Source organism: Pseudomonas sp. FG98 (assembly GCF_057808595.1).
Map to the genome: position 1 here is coordinate 272160 of NZ_JBMDIJ010000001.1, position 20086 is coordinate 292245.

Annotated in this window: 17 protein-coding genes; 6 read left to right on the forward strand and 11 right to left on the reverse strand. The window is 61.9% G+C overall.

Translation table 11 applies throughout. From position 1 onward, the window contains the following. Positions 1-94: 94 nt before the first annotated feature. The 7 genes from ACODSK_RS01270 to ACODSK_RS01300 all read right to left on the reverse strand — a co-directional run bounded on the left by ACODSK_RS01270 (position 95) and on the right by ACODSK_RS01300 (position 9717). Positions 95-1339: a hypothetical protein gene (locus ACODSK_RS01270; protein WP_489013243.1), complete on the reverse strand. Its 1245-nt coding sequence runs from the start codon at positions 1337-1339 to the stop codon at positions 95-97. Positions 1340-1348: 9 nt separating this feature from the next. Next, positions 1349-4480 (reverse strand): outer membrane lipoprotein-sorting protein, encoded by a 3132-nt coding sequence (locus ACODSK_RS01275; protein ID WP_489013244.1) that lies wholly within the window; start codon positions 4478-4480, stop codon positions 1349-1351. An 84-nt stretch (positions 4481-4564) separates the two neighbouring features. After that, the gene (locus ACODSK_RS01280; protein ID WP_489013246.1) at positions 4565-6088 is read right to left on the reverse strand and encodes an AMP-binding protein; all 1524 of its coding nucleotides are present in this window, start codon (positions 6086-6088) and stop codon (positions 4565-4567) included. A gap of 125 nt (positions 6089-6213) precedes the next feature. After that, entirely contained in the window at positions 6214-7065 is an 852-nt protein-coding gene (locus ACODSK_RS01285) for a phosphate ABC transporter ATP-binding protein (RefSeq protein WP_489013247.1), read from the reverse strand. A 2-nt stretch (positions 7066-7067) separates the two neighbouring features. Further along, positions 7068-7937: a phosphate ABC transporter permease PstA gene (gene pstA, locus ACODSK_RS01290; RefSeq protein ID WP_489013249.1), complete on the reverse strand. Its 870-nt coding sequence runs from the start codon at positions 7935-7937 to the stop codon at positions 7068-7070. Continuing rightward, positions 7934-8827 carry a phosphate ABC transporter permease subunit PstC gene (pstC, locus tag ACODSK_RS01295; RefSeq protein WP_489013251.1) on the reverse strand — a complete coding sequence of 298 codons (894 nt, stop codon included), beginning with the start codon at positions 8825-8827 and terminating at the stop codon, positions 7934-7936. Before pstC ends, pstA begins: the two co-directional genes overlap by 4 nt. Positions 8828-8856: 29 nt before the next feature. Further along, positions 8857-9717, reverse strand: coding sequence for a phosphate ABC transporter substrate-binding protein (locus tag ACODSK_RS01300; protein WP_081430285.1), 861 nt, complete (start codon positions 9715-9717; stop codon positions 8857-8859). Positions 9718-9898: 181 nt separating this feature from the next. Between ACODSK_RS01300 and ACODSK_RS01305 the strand changes: the two genes are divergently transcribed. The 6 genes from ACODSK_RS01305 to ACODSK_RS01330 all read left to right on the forward strand — a co-directional run bounded on the left by ACODSK_RS01305 (position 9899) and on the right by ACODSK_RS01330 (position 15236). Beyond that, on the forward strand, positions 9899-10747 hold the full coding sequence (locus tag ACODSK_RS01305) for a ferritin-like fold-containing protein (RefSeq protein ID WP_489013252.1): 849 nt from the start codon (positions 9899-9901) through the stop codon (positions 10745-10747). 40 nt (positions 10748-10787) lie between these two features. Next, positions 10788-11717 carry a permease gene (locus ACODSK_RS01310; RefSeq protein ID WP_330076112.1) on the forward strand — a complete coding sequence of 310 codons (930 nt, stop codon included), beginning with the start codon at positions 10788-10790 and terminating at the stop codon, positions 11715-11717. Between the two features lie 24 nt (positions 11718-11741). Next, positions 11742-12170, forward strand: a complete 429-nt coding sequence (locus tag ACODSK_RS01315) for a hypothetical protein (RefSeq protein WP_489013253.1) — start codon at positions 11742-11744, stop codon at positions 12168-12170. Beyond that, positions 12167-13375, forward strand: coding sequence for an SDR family oxidoreductase (locus ACODSK_RS01320; protein WP_489013254.1), 1209 nt, complete (start codon positions 12167-12169; stop codon positions 13373-13375). Before ACODSK_RS01315 ends, ACODSK_RS01320 begins: the two co-directional genes overlap by 4 nt. Beyond that, positions 13362-14426, forward strand: a complete 1065-nt coding sequence (locus tag ACODSK_RS01325; protein ID WP_489013256.1) for a DUF8838 domain-containing protein — start codon at positions 13362-13364, stop codon at positions 14424-14426. The genes ACODSK_RS01320 and ACODSK_RS01325 overlap by 14 nt, the downstream gene beginning before the upstream one ends. Before the next feature lie 126 nt (positions 14427-14552). Continuing rightward, positions 14553-15236 (forward strand): helix-turn-helix transcriptional regulator, encoded by a 684-nt coding sequence (locus tag ACODSK_RS01330; RefSeq protein ID WP_489013257.1) that lies wholly within the window; start codon positions 14553-14555, stop codon positions 15234-15236. Between the two features lie 66 nt (positions 15237-15302). Here the strand turns inward: ACODSK_RS01330 and ACODSK_RS01335 are convergent, their stop codons facing one another. From ACODSK_RS01335 to ACODSK_RS01350, 4 genes are all read right to left on the reverse strand, one after another. Then, positions 15303-15740, reverse strand: a complete 438-nt coding sequence (locus ACODSK_RS01335; protein ID WP_489013258.1) for a hypothetical protein — start codon at positions 15738-15740, stop codon at positions 15303-15305. Between the two features lie 190 nt (positions 15741-15930). Continuing rightward, positions 15931-17142, reverse strand: a complete 1212-nt coding sequence (locus ACODSK_RS01340) for a TniQ family protein (RefSeq protein WP_489013260.1) — start codon at positions 17140-17142, stop codon at positions 15931-15933. 161 nt (positions 17143-17303) lie between these two features. Continuing rightward, entirely contained in the window at positions 17304-19139 is a 1836-nt protein-coding gene (gene glmS / locus ACODSK_RS01345; RefSeq protein WP_489013262.1) for a glutamine--fructose-6-phosphate transaminase (isomerizing), read from the reverse strand. Positions 19140-19142: 3 nt separating this feature from the next. Beyond that, positions 19143-19919 carry a DeoR/GlpR family DNA-binding transcription regulator gene (locus tag ACODSK_RS01350; RefSeq protein WP_489013263.1) on the reverse strand — a complete coding sequence of 259 codons (777 nt, stop codon included), beginning with the start codon at positions 19917-19919 and terminating at the stop codon, positions 19143-19145. Between the last annotated feature and the right edge of the window lie 167 nt (positions 19920-20086).

Sequence of the window (20086 nt, forward strand, 5' to 3'; positions counted from 1 at the left end):
GCCGCCCACCGGGCGGCTGAAATATCTGGAAATCCAAATATATGCCAATTCAAATATGCGGACTACCGGATATTTCTATCGCACCCATCGGACTTCACCAGAGATAGCTCGCCTCCACGAAGGTCAGCGAGTTCGTTCGCAGGTGCCCCAGGAATGAATCCTGAGGCCCCCGGAAAATGTCGAACCCGGTGCTGACCCGCCATGAATCGGTGATCGCGTACTTCAAGCGACCCCGAAGCATCCAGTCATTACGGGGTTCGGTCCACACGGCGAACAGGTCCAGGTCGGCCTTCGAATCGAACAGTGGCCTGGCATAGCGCAGCGTCAGTCCGTACTGGTCACGGTCCAGTTCGTTGCTGATCAAGGCTTGAGCCGCCTGCACCTGGGCCATCAGGGGATCGTTGGCGATGCTCGATACCGAGCGCAAATGCCGCCAGAAACCTTGCAGGGAAACGGTTTCGCGATCTCCGATGTACCACTCGGCGCCGCCGATCGCCGAGGTGTAGGGCTGCCGGCGTGCCACCGTTGGGTCGGACGACTGTTCGAAGTCCACCCAGGCAATTTCTCCCCGATAGGCCATTTCGCCGCGAACGATCGTGAAGTCGCCGCCGAACATCCGCATGCGGGTTGCATGCTGGCCGAGGGTCACGCCGGCAGTTGTGGCACTGCGCACCGCGAAGGTTGGAAACAGGTCGTGACCATCGATCACGCTGATCGACCAGTCCGCATCCGAACCCAGTACGTCGTACTTCACCGCCACCGTGGGGCGGACATCCGGGTCCTGCTCGCGGAAGGTCACGCCAGGCGTTTTCTCCAGCGGCACCTCGTTGAAGCGGAAACGGTCGAGGACATGGACCTGCAGCTTTCCGGCACCGGCGGCGCAGTCCAGGTGCAGCCCCCAGTTGCCGGTGCGCTGATCCGTTGTCTCCGGGGTCAGGCGCCTGTAGTTGCTGGGGGATACCTGGTCGGTGGGGTTGATCCCGTCGGCCCGGCCCCACATCACCAGCTTCTTGCCCAGTGCAGGGGCGCACAGGGTTTCGCTGCTTTTCACATACAACTCGTTGACCCCGGCATCCTCCCGCCTGCCGTCCAGCCGCTCAGGGGACGACAGGGCCCAGACCTCGCTGCTGAAGCTCAGGCTCTCGCTGGCTTGCCAGTCGAGTTTGAGCTTGGCGCGATTGGAGGAAATCGTGTGGCGGTCATCCAGCATCCGGTTCGATGACCAAACCCCTGCCGCAACTTCACCGGTGACTTCAGGCACATCGGCGAAGGCGCCCACCGAGAAAACCAGGGGCACGACCGCGCCAGCCCACCAGCCGGGGGAAAAAGACCCGCTCATGTCCTCTCCTTAGCGCGAAGCCATGTTGTTCGCCGAGAAGAGGCTGTCGCTCAACGCCTCACCCACCTTGAAGTTGGAGAAGGTGATGGTGGTGGTGTGACCGCTCTGCAGGTTCTTGCCCTCGGTCTTCATGGGCTGCCACTTGCCGTTGGCGGTATCCACCAGTTGGATATCAGTGAAGGAGAACTGCTTGTACGGCTCCCCGCTGACGTCGGCCGCCTCCACATAGGTGGTCGCGAAGTTGTCCTTGCGAATCCAGGTCAGGCGCTTCGCGTAGCCAGAGTTGGTGCGCACGCTGTCCTCGGCGGGCAGCGACTCGATGACGTAGTGTTCGACGCCGTCACGGGTCTCCTGCCTGAGCAGGGTGTGCTTCCAGTCACTGACCTTGTGGCCCATCACGTCGCCGTAGCTGAAGTCGGTACCGATGAAGCTGTCCTTCTTGTTCGAAGCTACCAGACGGCGCACCCGCTTCATCGCTGGCAGATAGACCCACATCTCGTCGTCCTGGGCAGTCCGCTCGACCAGCAAGGTGGTGGTTCCGCGAATATCCGCAGGCGCTTCGAAGCGCACCAGGCGCATGGTGTCCTGCCCGTTGTCCTGAAGCTTCGAGGCCATGTTGGACTTGCGGGTCCGCTGGCTGCCGTCCTTGGTCTGCAGCACGAACTCGGCATCGGCCTTGGAGGTGCTGAAGCGGGTGACCGCCGCGTTGCGCTCCATGATCTCTTTCGCCTCCAGTTCCGCAGACCAGCCGACCTGCGAATACGTCAGGAAGCCGATGGCCGCCAGGATGATCAGCAGCACGGCGCCACGGTCACCGGAGCGGCGCTGGAAGATGAAGCCGGGTTTGAAGGCCAGGATGGCGCTCGGGATCAGGGTCAGGGTTGCGAGAACGCTCGCCAGCATCGCCAGCACGATAAAGGTAGAAAGCCACATATGAACCTTGTAGTCGTAGGAGAACATGAGGACGGCATAACCCCCGGCCACGGCGGTGGCGACGAACAGGCAGGCCTTGCCGGCGGTTTTCATCGCCATTTCCACGGCCTCGGGCAACACCTTGCCCTGGGCCGTGTATTCGCTGATGCGGTAGATGAGGTAGATCGCGTAGTCGGCGCCGATACCAACCGCCATGGCCGAAATCAGCGAGTTGGGGATGTTCAGCGGCACACCGAAGTAGCCCATGACGCCAAACACCAGCGACAGCACCACCAGCAGCGGCGACAGCACCAGCAGGCCGGCGATCACCGAGCGGAACGCGATCACCGACACCGCGAAGATCACGCCGAGGATCTGGGCGATGTTGAGCAGCTTGCTGTGCACCATCACATCGGTGACCGCCAGGGTCTGCGCGACCTCACCTCCGAACGACACGGTGACATTGCCGGGGAAATGCTCGCTCGCGACCTGGCGCAGCTCGTTCACCAGGTGATCGATCTCGGCGTTGCTGTTGGTGCGCAACATGATCGCGATCTTTGCCCGCCGGTACTCGTAATCGACGTGGGCCGAGAAGTCCTCCGGATCCCCTGACATCGAGTAGAGGAACAGGTACTGGGCAATCAGCTCGCGGTCATCGGGAAGTGGCGTCACCGCTCCCGTGTCGCCCGACGCCGCTTCGTGCATGCGCTGGAGGAAGTCGTCGATGGACAGCGTCTTGCCCACGATCGGGCGCTTCGCCGCGTCCGCCTGCAGGTAGCGGATCGCATCCAGTACCCGAGGGTCCTTCACTCCGTCGGCTTCGCCGGTATCGACCATCACGTAGAGCACGTTGGTCCCGCCGGTCTGACTGTTCAGCAGGTTGTCATCACGCTGCAGGGGCAGCGAATCCGAGAAGAAGCTCTTGCTGGAGTTATCCACATGCACCAGCGGCCAGCCGGCAACCGCCACGCCAATCAGCACCACGAAACCGCCGAGAATCCAGTGCCGGCTGTGAGGGGTCACCACCAGGTGAGCGATGCGTGCGCTTAGGCGATCCCAGATCCGAGGTTTAGTCTCGGTATCGATCTGCGCGGCCGATGGCGGCTTGAGGCCGGCTCGCACTGCCGGGGTAAAGGTGAATTCCAGGAGCACGGCCGCCAGGATGCCGATGCCGGTGAAGATGCCGAATGCCCGCACGGTTTCCAGTTCGAACACCACCAGCGAAAAGAACCCGAGGGCCGCCACACCGCCAGCGATCACCAGCACCGGGCCCACCGCCGCCAGCGACTGGATCGTCGCCAGCCGGTTGGCCACCACAGGGTCCATCTGCTGACCGTTCACCAGCTCGATGAAGCGTTCGTAGTAGCGCTTGAGCAACTGCACCGCGTGTCCCGCCGCCACGGCGAGGATCAGGATCGGCGTCGGCGAGTTGAAGATGTCCATCGGGACCTTCATCAACCCCATGATCCCAACACCCCAGACTACCGACAGCAGCGCCGTCACCAGCGGCAGGATCAGCCCCTGGCGGGTCCGGAATGCTTCGTAGTGCAGCAGGCCGATAACCAGTACCGCGATCGGGAACAGCCAGTTGATCCGGTCGGCAAAGACCTCCGCCTGATGCAGGAACACCGGGTTACCACTCATGGAGATCTCGATGCCCGGCGTGTTCTCCTGGCTCAGGATCTGGTGGACATCGGACAGCATCGCGCCGAAGCCGTTGGGGTTCTCCTTGAGCTCCAGCATGATCGTCGCGGTGCGCCAGTCACTGGAGATCACCGTATCCCGATACACCGGGTTAGCGTTGATCGCAGCCTTCAGCTCCTCGATCTGCACCGCACCGGACGGCAACTGGTCACCCAACAGCGGTCTGGCCTCGAAACCGTCGGCGTTGCCGCGAATGCTCTTGGCCTGCCGCGAGGACAAGCTGAGCAGCGTCTGCTTGGTGACCGACGGCGCCGCATAGAGCTTGTCGGTGATGCGCTTCACCGCCTCCAGCACCTGGGGCTGCAGGGCGTCGCCCTGGGTCGGGGTAAGACCGATCACCACCAGGTACTTCGAGCCGAAGATCTTCTCGATGGTGTTGGTCGCCTTGATGTACGGGTGGCTCTGCGGCACCACGGCCGCCGGGTTGATGATGACCTGCTGCTTGGCGGCAAAGAACGCAAAGAACGCCGACAGCGCCAGCACGATGGCGATGACCCACCGCCGATGGTCCACCACCCAGGTCACGTACCGTTCCAGGGGCAGCGAGCTCTTCAGCCCGCTCGTATGAACAGAATCTACCGCTGCGGTTTTCGATATTTGCGTCATAAGTCAGGCATCAGCACGTGAAGGAAGGGTTGGGGCAACATCGCTTTCGTTCTTGGGAGCGATTTGTGCTTTGAGGAGGTGTTTCTGGACCTTCGCCGAGGCGGTGTAGGGGAGCGCATCCACGACGGTGCACCGGTTCGGGCACCAGCCCTCGAAGGCTTGCGCCAACACCGCCTGTAGTTCGGCAACAACGGTATCGGGCTCTGCATCAGGCGCCGCGACCCAGGCCAGAACGCTGCGGCCGCTGCCCGGCTCGCAGATCACCAGCGCCGCATCCGCGACACCCGGCACCTGTCTGGCGCGGTGCTCGACCAGGGCGGAACTGAGGGGAGCGCCACCGACCAGCAGCGAGTCGCTCAGCCGATCGCTGACATCGAGCCGCGCATCGACCTGAAGAGTCGCGAAGTCGCCGGTCGCCAGCCAGTCGTCCTGCTCGGCGCCGATGGCTACCCAGTGCCCACGTACCATGAGCTCGCCGGTGCCCTCGGCCGCGCATTCCGCATCGTCACCACGCACCGCCAGCTCGATGCCGAACACCGGCTGGCCATGTCCCAAGGCCGTCGCTCTGCTATCGAACCGTTCGATGGTGGCCAGCGGCGAGGTCTCGGTCATGCCCCAGGCGTGACACACCTCGACGCCCAGTCGCTCCTGAATGAAATACGCCACCTCGAACGGCAGGCGGGTTCCTCCGACAACGGTCCGCCGCAACGTGCTGAAACGCTGCCCGGTCGCCTGCATGTAGCGAGCAAGCGCCAGCCAGTGAGCCGACACCGCACCCAACACGGTGACCTGATGCTCTTCGATCCACTGGAACCATTGGGCCGGATCACGGGTTGGCGGAGCCAGAATCAGCTCGGCGCCCACCATCGGGCACACGAACGGAGCGCCCCAGGCGCTGGCATGGAAGTTTTGCATCAGCGGCATGACCCGGTCGGCGCCGGTCAGGCCCATGGCGTCCGGCAAGGCGCAAGCCCAAGTGTGCAGCAGCGTCGAACGGTGCGTGTATTCGACGACCTTCGGCGTGCCGGTGGTGCCGGACGAGTAACAAACGTGGGAAAGGCTGTCCTCCGGAAACTGTGCCGACACATAGCCAACCGCCCCCTCGGCGTTGCGATGGGTCATCGCGCGCACCGCAGAGCCTGGCAGCAGCCCCTGAAAAGCCTGAACCGCGCCGGCCGTAGCGGCGTCATGCAGCACCAGCTTCGGACGGATCTGTTGAAGGAAGAGCCCCAGGTCTTCGGGGCAATGCTGGGGGTTGAGCAGGTGAGTGACCACACCTTGGTCGAGCGCCCCGTAAAGCCAGGCCATCTGATCGAGCGAGCTCAGGCCAAAGCTGACGAGCGCATCGCCTGGCTGGAACCCGAGGGCATGGAGTTGCGCGGCGCAATCACGAGCGGTATCGGCCAGATCCGCGTAGGTCTGACGTTGGACGGCGCCATCGAGAGCGATGGAAGTTACTTTCGCTGCGGCGTGCACCCTTGCCGCATGCTTGAGCACATCATGGACATGAAGCGGGAGGGTTTTCACTCTCGCGGTCGGGTGTTGCACGGGTTTAGCAGAGATAGTGTTCATGCGGCCATGGTAGAAATCGCCGCGCTTTGCCCACAATGGAACCGATGTACCATGGCGTCCTGCCACGCCAACTGCTCGGTTCAGGCGAATTGAAGATAGGCCTGGGTCAGTTCATGACGGGGCCGCTCGAACACCTCCCGCGCCTTGCCGCATTCGATCAGCCGTCCCACGCCCTCGACCTTCCAGAACACCGCCACCTGATCGGCAACCCGGCGGGCCTGACTCAGGCTGTGGGTAACCAGGACGATGGTTCGCCGCTGCGACAGGCTTGAGATGAGCGCCTCGATGGTTTGCGTCGAAATAGGGTCGAGGGCACTGCAAGGCTCATCCATCAGCAGCACCTCCGGCCCGAGCACCAGCGCCCTGGCCAGACACAGGCGCTGCTGTTGCCCGCCAGACAGCGCCAGTGCCGGGCCATCAAGGCGGTCATGCACCTCATCCCACAGGCCCACTTCCTTGAGCGACGCCTCGATCCGCGCATCGATCTCGTCCCGCGCCTTGATTCCATGCTGCCGCAGCGCGAACTCAAGATTTTTGCGAATGGAGAAGGGAAACGGGTTGGGCCGCTGGAACAGCATGCCGACCTGGCGGCGCAACTGGGTCGGGTCCTTCAACAGGCGCTTGCCGTCCATCCAGCTGAAGCTGATCGAACCTGATACCGAGCACTCGGGAACCAGGTCGTTGAGGCGGTTCAGGCAGTGCAGCAAGCTGGACTTGCCGCAGCCGGAAGGACCGATCAGCGCCGTGACCGAGTTTCGCGGTACCCGCAGGTTCACCCCCTCGACCACCACCCGCTTGCCGTAGCTCACCGCCAGGTCCTGAATCTCGATATACCCTTCGGCCGCGGTATTCAGGTGCGTAACGGTGCCAGCGATGCTGGGCACGGCTCGCAGCGAGGATTCGAGCGTTGCCGCCCCGGTCTTGTTGGTCATGGTCAGTAACTCCCTGTCGTTGTGCCAGTCATGCGCCGCTGCATCCACCGGGTCAGGGCATGCACTGCGAAACTCAGCAGTGCCAGGAGCAGAAGCAGCGCGAGGGCCGATCCATAGGCGTTCGGCGTGCCGCCGGGTACGTTGGTGGCCAGATCGTAGATATGCACCGAGACACTGCGCCCCGAGTCGAGCAAGGACTCCGGCATCCGGTCCGAGTAACCGCTGGTGAACAGCAAGACCGCCGTTTCGGCCAGGGCCCTGGTCAGCGCCAGCACGATCCCGGCGCAAATCCCCGGTAGCGCCACCGGCACCATCACCCGCAACAGCACGGCCTGCCGCGACAACCCCAGTGCCGCACCACCCGCACGATGAGCGGTGGCCGCCGCTTCCAGCGAAAACGCCAGCGAGCGGGCCAGGGTCGGAAGGATCATGCAGGCCAGGGTCAGGCCACCGGCCAGGATGGAATAACCCAGCCCCAGCTGCCTACAGAACAGGCTGAGACCGAAGAGCCCGAACACCACGGACGGTACGCCGGCCAGGATGTCGAGGCTGCAGCGCACAACCGTTGCAGGCCAGCCGCCGGGTTTGAATCCTTCGGTCAGCATCACCGCCACCCCGAACGACAGTGGCAACGCGGCCGCCAGGCTGACCAACACGATGCCCAGCGTCGAAACCAGGATCGGCGCGATTCCGCCGCCACGACCGGCATCGACCGGACTGGACGACAGGAACTCCCAGCTCAAAACCTGGAGGCCGTGGCCGAACACCGTGAGCAACGGCCACAGCAGCATCGCGATCGCCCCGAGGGCCAGGCCGTAGAGCAATACCGTCCAGGCCAACTCCTTGAGTCGGGCCAAGCTGATCGACTTCATACGCCCATCTCCCGCTGACGCCGGCCAACCCATTCGCCGGCCGCCACCAGCACGCTGACCAGCAGCAACATCAGCAAGCCAGCCACGAACAGCGAGGCCCGGTGATCGCCCATGGCGTAGGGCATCTCCAGCGCAATGTTGGCCGTCAGCGCCCGAACGGGCTCGAACAACGAGGTGGGGACCTGCACGATATTGCCGCAAACCATCAGGACCACCATGGTTTCCCCAATGGCCCTGGCCGCGCCGAGCACCATGGCGGAGAAAATGCCTTGCCTCGCCGCCGGCACGACAATGCGCAGCAGGGTCTGATTCTCGGAAACACCCAGTGCCGCAGCGCCCTGCACATAGGCGACCGGGACCGTCTGGAGGGCTGATTGGGTCAGGACGGTAATGGTCGGGATGATCATCAGTGCCACCACCAGAACACCGGCCAGCAGGCTGGCCCCCGGAGGGCTCCACAGGTTGATGATCGGCACGATGGCACTCACGCCCCAGAGGCCGTAGACCACCGTCGGCACGGCCGCACTGAGCTCCACCAGATTGCGCATCAACCGCGCCAGTCCGGTGGGTGCCTTGAACGTGGTGACCAGCGATATCGCCAGGCTCAACGGCGTCGCCACCAGCAGCGCCCCGACCGTCAGGTAGAGGCTGGCCACGACCATCGGCGTCATATTGAAACTGGCATCCCTCGGCCACCAGCCTTCGTCGGTGAAGAACCGGGTGAAACCTCCCTTGCTGATCAGCGGGAGCGCTTCACCCAGGAGAAACGCGACGATCAGGAACACGATCGCCGCCCCGAGCAAGGCCAGCATGGTCATTGCCGACCAGAACGCCCATCCGCGCAGCGCCGACGGCGGCGGTGAGATCGACTCAACGATAGGTAGTGTCATGAAGCGGCCCTCGCCAGCAACGCCGGCCGTTATTTCACGACCGGGATGAAGTACATCCGCGTGACGAAGTCCTCGGCCTGCTTCGATTGCGCATAGGCCACGAAGTCCTGGACCTGCTCATTCAGCGGCGTCTTGTAGACCAGGTTCAGGTCACGGCTGATCGCATACTGCCCCGAAGCCACGGAAGCGGTCGAAGGCACCTGGTCACCCATGGGGATCAGGCGAATGGCCGCGCCTTGCCCGGCTTCGTATTCCGCCGAGCCGATGGAGACGTAGCCCACAGCGGCAGGCGATCCAGCAACGGTCTGAATCCCCTGCTGGTTGTCGCCGATGATGACGTGGGCCTTGATGTCCTTGTAGGGAATGCCGAAGAAGCTGCTGAAGATCTCCAGCGTGGAGCGGCCTTCGGCCTTGCTCACCACGGTGATGGGCGCGTCGTCGCCGCCTACTTCCTTCCAGTTGGTGATCTGGCCGGTGTAGATCCCGATGACCTGCTCCTTGCTCAGCCCGGCAACCGGGTTGCTCTTGTTGACGATCATGCCGATGCCGTCCTTGGCGATCAGTGCATGCTCAAGATCCTGCTCATCGGGCTTGAGGTCGCGAGAGACCATGCCAAGCACGGCGGTACCGCTGCGCACATCCATGATGCCGCGTGCACTTCCGCCTGCCTGCACCTCGATGCGAACGCCCGGATGCTCCTGCTCATAGGCCTTGGCCAGCTCGCTGATCAGTGGCGCGATAGTGCTGGCACCGACGACGCTGACGCGCATCGACTTGGTGTCAGCCTTCGGTTCTGCTTCGCGGTTACAGCCAGACAGGCAGAGCAACGCCCCCAGCATCCACAGCGCAGGCACACCAACGTGCCGGGCTGCCCAGGTTCTTGTTTTCATCATGTTCCCCAGCTTCTTCCATGAAACGCACCGAGTGACCGATGCGTCGTGATCTGACTCATGGTAGGGGGTAGCGGCCTGGGCTTTGAATAGAAGCTATGTACTATGGCTCGGCGCCAGCAGCCTCCCGACAATTGTCGCGGCAAGGGAATGCCCTTGAAGCCTAATGGGAGGACAAGAAATGCAAGAAGCATCTGTCGGCACTCAGCCAACTTCACACGCCCCGATCGACCTGCGCTCCATCAGCCGCCGCGAAGTGCTCGGCACCGAGCACAACAAGAGCGACGGCTACTTCAACCTGCTGGCCTACATCGCCTCGAACGCGATCGCAGGCGAGATCATGGCGGTGGAAAACTACTCGGAAATGGTCCCGCTGATGCCGGACACCGAGAGCAAGATCGAGACCGTCAAGCAGGCCCACGAAGAGTCCAAGCACATCCAGATGCTGGCCAGTCTGGGCAAGCGCCACGACTACAACGTCATGCGCGAGATCGTCGAACCGCAGTGGTTCAATATCCGTCGGCACTTCAGCACCGCCGTGCAGAACAAGGACCTGGCGGCCTGCCTGGTGATCCAGGACCTGATGACCGAAACCATGGCCATCGTGCTGTACCGCACCCTGGTGCGTCAGGGCGACCCGGACACCGCAGCACTGGCCAACAAGATCCTCGACGACGAGCTGGAGCACCTGGAAATCGGCCTGGCGCGCATCCGCAGTCTGATCGCCCAGGATCCGGAAGGCGTCCACGAGAGCCTGAAATGGGCTCACCACCGCGTCATGCCTGAGCTGTTCAGCATGGTCAGCACCGGCTGCCACTTCCTCTGCGACCGCCTGAACATCGATTGCGCTTCCCTATCGCTGGGCGACCTGAAGACCGACATCGACGAAATCCGCATCGAGGCGCTGGATACCTACGTCGAGACCCTCGACAAGGCCGACTTCGACCCGGTGGTAACTGCCGCCCTGATCGAGTCGATGCAGACCTACGGCGGTACCCCGTCCTTGAACGCAGGGCTGGCCAACGCCTAAGCGTTGTTCCAGCCCGCCCATCAGTAACGGCGGAGCTTGTATGTCCGATAACACGACCTTAGCGCAGGGTGTTCGCGCCTTCTTCGAGTTCCTGCTCATGGATGGTGCCCTGCTCATCGGGCTTTTCCTGCTGGTCACCTGGTCCGTGGTGATGTTGCAGCAGAAGATGCCCTTTCAGGCGACCCAAGGCTCGCTGCTTGGCTCATCTGGCTGGCGTTCGGCCTTTGCCGCCAGCGTGGGCGGCGTGATTACCCCGTTCTGCTCGTGCTCAACCATTCCCGTGCTGAGCGGCATGCTCAGGGCGGGGGTGGGTTTCGTTCCGAGCTTCGCCTTTCTGGTGGCGTCCCCGGTGGTCAACGAAGGCGTCTTCATCCTGCTGTTCCTGACCGTCGGTTTCATCCCTGGGGCGGTGTTCATCATCGCTGGCCTTGCCCTGACCTCGGCTGCCGGCGTGATCGCAGGCCGCCTGGGCATGGCCAGGCACGTCACCATCACCCCGGCGCCACAGAGCAGCGCAACCTTCCTGGGGCAGAAAGTCGCCGCCTGGCCGGGCTGGCAACCGGCAAGCCGCTTCGCCTGGCTGGCCGCCAAACAGGAACTGCGCACCGTAGCGCCGTACCTGCTGGTCGGCCTGCTGATCGGCGGCCTGATCTACGGCGCCGTGCCCAAGGACATGCTCATGGGCCTCGTCGATCGCTTGCCGGCCGCCTGGCTCTATCTCGCCTGCGCCCTGGTCGGCGTGCCGCTCTATATCTCGCCCATCGCAGCACTGCCCATCGGCTTCGCGTTGATCGAGAAGGGCTTCCCGGTCGGACCGCTGGTGACCTTCCTCGTGGCCGCGATCGGCACCAGCCCGCCCGAGGTGATGCTGCTGTTCAGGCTTTTCAGACTCCCGCTGGTGATAGCCCACACCCTGACCGTCGTTCTCTGCGCCCTGGCGCTGGGCCTGGCCGTCGCTCTCGTGCTGTAACCACTCAATCAAGAGGGACAAGACATGTTCGGTTTCTTCAACAAGGCCTCGGACGCAGATATCGCCCAGGTCAAACGCGCGCTGGGCAACGATGCCGTAGTGGTGCTCTCCGCCAGTTGCTGCATGCCCGGTACAAACGAAGTCGATGAGCAGATCGAGAAAGCTGCGCAGGCGGCTCTGGCTGCTGCCAAGCTCGACTGGCCGGTGCTGACCGTCACCGTGACCACGGCACAAACCATCCTGCCGAAGATCACCTCCGAGCTGAATGCAGCCGAAGGAGCGCTGGCTCAGCAGGTGTCCGAGCTGTTCATGGCCCACGGCCTAAGCGCATTCCCGATCGTCATCGTCGATCAGAAACTGCTGTCCTACGGCGGCGTGCCTGACCAGGCGATGATTCAAGGCGCGTTGCCCACTACCACGGTGCCCAACGTGGCAAGCGGAGGAGCCCGATGAACACGCCTCTCCAGACCGCACGCCATGGAGGGCGTGTCTTCCTCACTGGCGGTACCGGTTTCCTGGGAGCCTTGATGGCCGCCCAGATGCTCAGCGATGGATGGGCGGATCATCTGATCCTGCCGTCCCGCCGCGAAGTGGAAACCGGCAGCATTCCCGAGGAGGTCCAGCGCGAGCTGTTCGCCCTGGGCAAAAACCCGGACGACGCTGCCGGACAGATCACCACGGTTCACTGGCAAGGCGCCGAAACCGCCACGGTCGAGTTGCTGGAAAACACCCTGCGCGCGGGCAAGGTGGACACCATCGTTCACTGCGCTGGGTGCCTGGACTACTTCGACAACGACGCCCTGCAGGCAATGAACGTCGATTTCACCGAAAGGCTGACCATCGCGGCCAAGCGGGCCGGTGTGAGCTTCTTCATTTTCGTATCCACCGCGTACTCGGCGGGTTACTCCGGTGCACCCGTACCCGAAACCGCGCTGAGCGAGCCTGCCAAGGATCCGACCAACTACACCCTGACCAAGCGCGCTGCCGAGCGGGTCGTGGCTGAATGCGGCATTCCGTTCCTCGTCGTGCGCCCGTCTATCGTCATCGGCAGCTCGGTGGACGGACGCTACAGCGGCAAGCGCTATGGCCTGTATCAGCAGTGGATGGGCATCGAGCGGCTGCTGTCGGACCGGCACCACGCCGAGCTGCACACCGTGGCCACTGACCAGGCGCTCAACCTGCTGCATCAGGACGTGTTCCAAGCCAGTATCGCCAGCATCTTCCGCTGGGTGCCGGCGGGGGAATACGTGAACCTGGTGGTGGACGACCAGACCAGCCCGTCCATGCGCGACCTGTGGCGAGTCTTCTGCGAAGTCACCCGGCCCAACACGGTGATCTTCTACGACAGCCTGCAGGACGTGGACCTCAAGGCCATCAACATCCGCCAGCGCGGCTACCTGACCTTCGCCCAGACCAACCTGGAGATCGGTGCTTACCCATGGGCGTTCGATCGCCAATGGCTGCGGACCTTGCGCGAGCATGGACTGCACTTCACCGAAACCACGATGGAAACGCTGAAGGTGTGCCAGGACCGGTTCGTTCGCTCCTCCCAACCCATTCAGCGCTATCTCGAACGCTTCGCTGCGGATCTGCCGGCACGTACCGAGTTCCGCCACCACCTGGACACCCTGGACCTCGCCGCCAATGAACATGCTTGATACCGCAGCCACAAGGCTGGAACCCTGGCAGCGGGAGCTGATGCACATCGCGTCCGTGGTAGGCGACGATCTCGACCGTGAGGCCAATGGCGCCGACTCACCGCGCACGCTCTGGTGGGGCGGCGCGTACTCCGATCTGCTCGCCATGTGCGCCGATGCCTTCCGTGGCGAACTGCTCATCGCAGACCAAGAACCGAGATCCCTGCGCAAAAGCAGAGCGCTGGTCGCCAATTCCCGTGCCGTTCGACTCTTGGCGCTGCCGGACCTGTCCCGCGATGCCGGCGTGATCGAGACGCTGCTCCAAGGCGCGGTGCTGCGCGACATCGACGGCTACCTCGCCCTGGAGGAAAAGCTGCGCTTCGGGATCGAGCGTTCTCCTGCCGTAGCCACAGGCTGGGCCAGCCGGATCGTCATGGACTTCACCCTGAACCGGGTCAGCGCCGAAGCCGAACAGCAACTGCTGGCCGAGGCCTTCCGGGCACTCAGCCTGACCGGCTCCGTTATCTGCGGGGTCCTGGTGAGCGACGAGCCATTGGCGTCCCTGCACAACGTCCGCTCGGCGCCGGCCGGTGCACCGCTCAGGATTCCATCCGAGACCGCCGTCATTGCTGCTTTCGAACGCGCGGGTTTCCACGGGATAACCCTGCACTGGTCGGCGACGGCCTCTGAAGCCATCGACAGGATCGGTGATGCTGAAGTCCGGATGTGCACGGTCCAGGCCTACAATGGCAAGCAAGGGCCTTGCTGGGAGCTGGGTCAGGCCGTCATGTACCGGGGGCCGTGGAGCGAAGTCCGTGACGACGATGGCCACGTGTATCGGCGCGGGGAGCGGGTCGCGGTGTGTGCCAAGACCTACGACCTCATGATGCGGGCACCCTATGAAGGTTCGTTCCTCGGGCTGCGCAGCGTGAACGAGCCGCCACTGGCCGAAGCGGTGCTGTTCGACTGCAATACGCCGGCATTGAGAGACCCGAAGGTGACCAAGGGGCTGGCACCGTTTGAAGGCGCCCAGGCAGCGGCCTGCTGCTCCTCTGTAAGTGGATGTTGCTAACCCGACCTTACTGAGCCTGCACCTGTCGCGGGGGTATCCGTTTGCCCATATAATCGAGAAAAATATGCTTATCAGAAGCCTGCTTTCAGGCTTCTGGTGCGCTCATGACGGCACGGAGAGCGGAACATGGAAAAGTTCGAAAACGGCTGGGAAGTGCTTGGTAAAAGCATCGAATCGCCACCACTGTCGGACCTTGATGTGGACTGCGTTGCTGTCGGTATCGCCTCGGTGAATGGCCCAGCGGTTCACTTCGAACAGTTACTCCTCCTGCAAGGCGAAATCCACGAAGAGCCAGAAACCCTGCAGAGCCATTGCGCTTCCCTCGTCGCCCTCTGGGCCGCAGTCAAAGCTCCCTCATTGATCGATCTCGGAAAATGCACCTGCATCGGCCGCCGCCTGTTCCTGCAGGAGCCAACGCTGGGCAGGCGCTTTGCAATTGATGCCACTCCGATCAGCGACAACCACCTCCTATTCGCGGTGATCAGTTCGACCAAGCGCTGGAGCGATGTGGAGACCATCAAGGCCATCGTGGCTGACCTGGTCCGGCAAGCCAATGAGCTGCACTCGTCCAAGACGCCGGCCTACGTTGCTCCACAAACCCAGGAAAACGAGGAACTGGACTGGTACCAGTTCACCGCCCGGGAGCTTGAGATATTGAAGCTGGTAGCCAGCGGCATCAGTAACAAGCAAATCGCCCGCGAGCTGGGGTCGAGTCCTAACACCGTACGCAACCAGATCCACGCGCTTTTCCGCAAAGCCAAAGTGACTAATCGGACTGAATTGGCACTTCGGGTTGCTGCGGCGATATAAGCGAATTGACGCCACGATCCGGTGGGCACCGTTTACCGAGCTGAAACAGGTATCCCGATCCCGTAACTAGAAGGGAGAGTCGCTTACCTCATACTCGGCAGCGTCCAGCACCAGTTCAGGCTCGTCCTTCAGAACGTCCTTTGGCATCCGCCCCCCGAGGATGGAGTTCGACGAGCCAAACCAAAACGCCATCCCCCAGCCATCCTTTTTGGCAGCCAGCGTAGCGATGACAGGGATCAAGCCGGGTCGAGGGCAGTAACCTTCCGCGGGGTCGAAAGCGTAGATAGGGAAGTAGTCGATGCCTTCATGCTGGAGGGCGAAAACTTTCCCCGCACGCCGCCATTCACCCACCTGGGAACACTTTAGATCTGGGTTCAACTGAGCGAGCTCGGCAACCTGTTGAACGGTTAGCCAATCCCCGCTCTGCAGAATGCGTGTCTTTCCCTTGGCCAGCATGGCGGACTCGCGTTGCTGGGTCGGCCGTACAGGTTTCTGAGAACTCATGATAGGTTCCGAGCCACGCAGTCACAGGATCTGAAGGCCAAGTATAGCTAACCATGCCTGGCGGTCGCCTGATGAACCGCGGCTGCGGATCAAGTGGTCCGGGAAAATCTGCGCTTGATTCAAGATGCGCTCAACCCGTGCATCGAGCTCTCACCTAGAGGATTTGGTCTGCTGGCTTCGGAACGCCGGCTCAATCTGCTTCACTGCTTCGCGTTCCTCTGTGGTCTGGGACAAGGGAACAGGGGCCCAAAGTGTTGTCGATTCCCAAGGCGGGCATGCTCGGGGTCACAGGACCCCATCCATCTGCTCCAAGTCGAGGAGCAGCCGGGAGTGATTCCCGTGCCTTCTCGGGTTTAAGTTGACGCCCTTTACCTCGAGGAAGAGGAGGGTTGCAACCCGGATAGATCACTGGCCGATAATAATCCTGGAATGGGTAACGTAAGAGCTCTTTAATATCAATGCATGTCCAAGAATTTACTCCAAGACGATAGTCTTCCTCTACATAGTGGTCAAAGTCATGACTACGAACCCTATAAGTACTCCAATAGGAGTCTATCGATACCGGGATAGGCTCTAAAAACAAGCAATCATCCAGAAATTTATCAAAGCTTTCGTACACGACTGCTAAGGCATCAAGCAATTCATATGCCCGCCCATTAACCAAGATAACCTCGTATGATAAGCGCCAACCTGACCGAATTTCTTGTATGAGTTCCTTGGTATCGTCTCTTAAGCGCGGGCAGATAACTTCAAAATCGATATTTTTTTTGAGCTTTTCGTGAAGCAGATGGAGAGCCGTTTCCGCGGGAAGGTGATGCCCAAGGGCGCAGATTCTTTCAAAAAATTGGGCCAACCGCAGAGCCAGCGGATCCTTGTTTTCCTTGGGTTTCGCGTCGCCCAGGCTACGCCCAGCACAGCCGCTCCACATCACGTGGGGAGGGTGACCATCGCGACAGAACGGCTGCCCACAGAATTGGCAGCGGGAGATCAAATGGACATTATGCTTAGCGCAAACTGTTACATGATGATGAAGACGTCTCCAGTAAGAGTAACCTAGCAGCTGGATATCTTCATTCACGCACAATGGACAATAAGAAAGGGTGTTTTCAAAGGAATCAAAGCAGTGAGAAGAAAATAAGAACTCTGAGCCTGAATACGAAAAGTCTTTCGTCAACACGCTTCGGAAAGGGTAAGAGGTGTGCATATGCACCAGCTTATTAAATCCGTAACAACCTCGCCACCCCATAAAATCTGCAATCTGTTTCACCTCCCAGCTATACCAGTTTGATGAACGCAGACGGAGCTTTTTAAGATTATTTAAACCAGGATTTTGTACCTGTAGGAAAAAATGTCTTTCAAGGTAGGAACGGAGCGATTCATCAGGTTGGATGCGCAACAGCATGGCTGGCCAGGTTCAGTGGGAACAGGAAAGGGGCAGGAAGCCGGGCGACGGGCCTCGCAGGAGGCGATGAGGAAGGGCTCACCGACTCCTGCGACAGTTTTAATTCTCCAGCGACAGTTTTAATTCTCTAAATCCACGGGCTTAATTGTCGGAAACCACACTTACTCGACCGTCACCGATTTCGCCAGATTGCGCGGCTGATCCACATCAGTACCCTTGAGCACGGCAACGTAGTACGACAGCAGTTGCAGCGGAATGGTGTAGAGAATCGGCGCCAGGGCATCGGCGATATGCGGCATGGCGATGACGTGAGTCCCTTCGCCGTTGCTCATGCCCGCCTGTTCGTCGGCGAAGACCACCAGCTGACCACCGCGGGCGCGGACTTCCTGCAGGTTGGACTTGAGCTTTTCCAGCAGTTCGTTGTTCGGCGCGACGGTGACCACCGGCATGTCGTTATCCACAAGCGCCAGCGGGCCGTGCTTGAGTTCGCCGGCCGGGTAGGCTTCGGCGTGGATGTAGGAGATTTCCTTGAGCTTGAGGGCACCTTCCATTGCCACCGGGAACTGCGCACCGCGACCGAGGAACAGGGTGTGGTGCTTGTCGGCGAAGAGCTCGGAGGTCTTCTCGATAGTGGCGTCCATCGCCAGGGCTTCGCCCAGGCGAACCGGCAGGCGGCGCAGTTGCTCGACCAGTTCGGCTTCGACGCCGGCGCCCAGGGTGCCACGCACCTGGCCCAGGGCCAGGGTCAGCAGCATCAGCGAGACCAGCTGGGTGGTGAAGGCCTTGGTCGAGGCAACGCCGATTTCCGGGCCGGCCAGGGTCAGCAGGGTCAGGTCGGATTCGCGCACCAGCGAGCTGATGCCGACGTTGCAGATCGCCAGGCTGCCGAGGAAGCCCAGTTCCTTGGCGTTACGCAGGGCGGCCAGGGTGTCGGCGGTTTCGCCGGACTGGGAGATGGAAACGAACAGGGTGTCCGGCTGCACCACCACCTTGCGGTAGCGGAATTCGCTGGCGACTTCGACCTGGCACGGGATACCGGCCAGCTCTTCCAGCCAGTAACGAGCGACCATGCCGGCGTGGTAGCTGGTACCGCAGGCGACGATCTGGACGTTGCGCACCTTGGCGAACAGCTCGGCCGCTTTCGGACCGAAAGCCTGGACCATGACATGGTCCGCGCCCAGGCGGCCTTCCAGGGTGCGCTGGACCACGGTCGGCTGCTCGTGGATCTCCTTGAGCATGAAGTGGCGATAGGCGCCCTTGTCGGCGGCTTCCGCGCCTTCGTGGTACTGCACGGTTTCACGTTGCACCGGGGCACCGCTGGCGTCCCAGATGCTCACCTGCTCGCGGCGGATCTCGGCGATGTCGCCTTCTTCCAGGTACATGAAACGGTCGGTGACCTGGCGCAGGGCCAGTTGGTCGGATGCCAGGAAGTTCTCGCCCAGGCCCAGGCCGATCACCAGCGGGCTGCCGCTGCGCGCCGCAACCAGGCGATCCGGCTGCTTGGCGCTGATCACAGCCAGGCCATAGGCGCCGTGCAGCTGCTTGACCACGGCCTTGAGTGCATCAGCCAGGTCGGGAATGGTCTTAAGGGTGTGGTGCAGCAGGTGCACGATGACTTCGGTGTCGGTTTCCGAGCTGAACACGTAGCCGAGGGACTTGAGGTTCTCGCGCAGGACTTCGTGGTTCTCGATGATGCCGTTGTGCACCACGGCCAGCTCGTCGCCCGAGAAGTGCGGGTGGGCATTGTGCTCGGTCGGCGCACCGTGGGTGGCCCAACGGGTGTGGGCGATACCCAGTTGGCCAACCAGCGGGTCGGCGGCTACGGCAGCCTGCAGTTCGCTGACCTTGCCGATACGGCGGCGGCGCTCAAGGGTGCCCTGCTGGGTGTAGACGGCCAGACCGGCGCTGTCATAGCCGCGGTATTCGAGGCGCTTGAGGCCTTCGATCAGAATGGCGGTGATATTGCGCTCGGCGACGGCGCCAACGATTCCACACATAGGTCAATGCTCCTGGCTGATAGCGGCACAAATCACGTTGATGCCGCGGGCTTCAATCTGTTCGCGTGCCTCATGGGGCAGGCGTTCATCGGTAATAAGGGTGTTGATGCTGCTCCACGGCAGCTCGAGGTTGGGGATCTTGCGCCCGACCTTGTCCGACTCGACCATCACGATCACTTCCCGCGCCACCTCCGCCATGACCCGGCTCAGGCCGAGCAACTCGTTGAAGGTGGTGGTACCGCGGACCAGATCGATGCCATCGGCACCGATGAACAACTGGTCGAAATCGTATGAACGTAGCACCTGCTCGGCGACCTGGCCCTGGAAGGACTCGGAATGCGGGTCCCAGGTGCCGCCGGTCATCAGCAGCACCGGCTCGTGTTCCAGTTCGCTGAGGGCGCGGGCGACATTCAGGGAGTTGGTCATCACCACCAGGCCGGGTTGCAGGCCCAGTTCGGGAATCATCGCGGCGGTGGTGCTGCCACTGTCGATGATGATCCGCGCATGCTCGCGGATCCGCGCCACGGCGGCGCGGGCAATGGCTTGCTTGTAGAGGGAGACGGGCTGGGCCTGATCGGCGATCAGCTCCTGCGGCATGGTCACCGCGCCACCGTAGCGGCGCAACAGCAGGCCGTTGGCTTCGAGGGCGGCGAGGTCCTTGCGGATGGTCACTTCGGACGTTTCGAAACGCCTGGCCAGTTCATCCACGCTGACTTCGCCGCGTTCGGCGAGCAGGGCGAGGATGTTATGACGGCGTTGCGGAGTATTTCGTTTCGACATTCGGAGTTAAGTTTCGATTCGAAAGATAATGGTGCAGATCAAAACCTAAAGCTTTCATTTGGTCAAGCGACAATTGGATAAAAGGCGATGTGGATAACACTGTCCACATGGCTGGTTTATCCACAGTCGACTTCAGAAATGAAAAAGGCCGACTTATGCACAGAGCA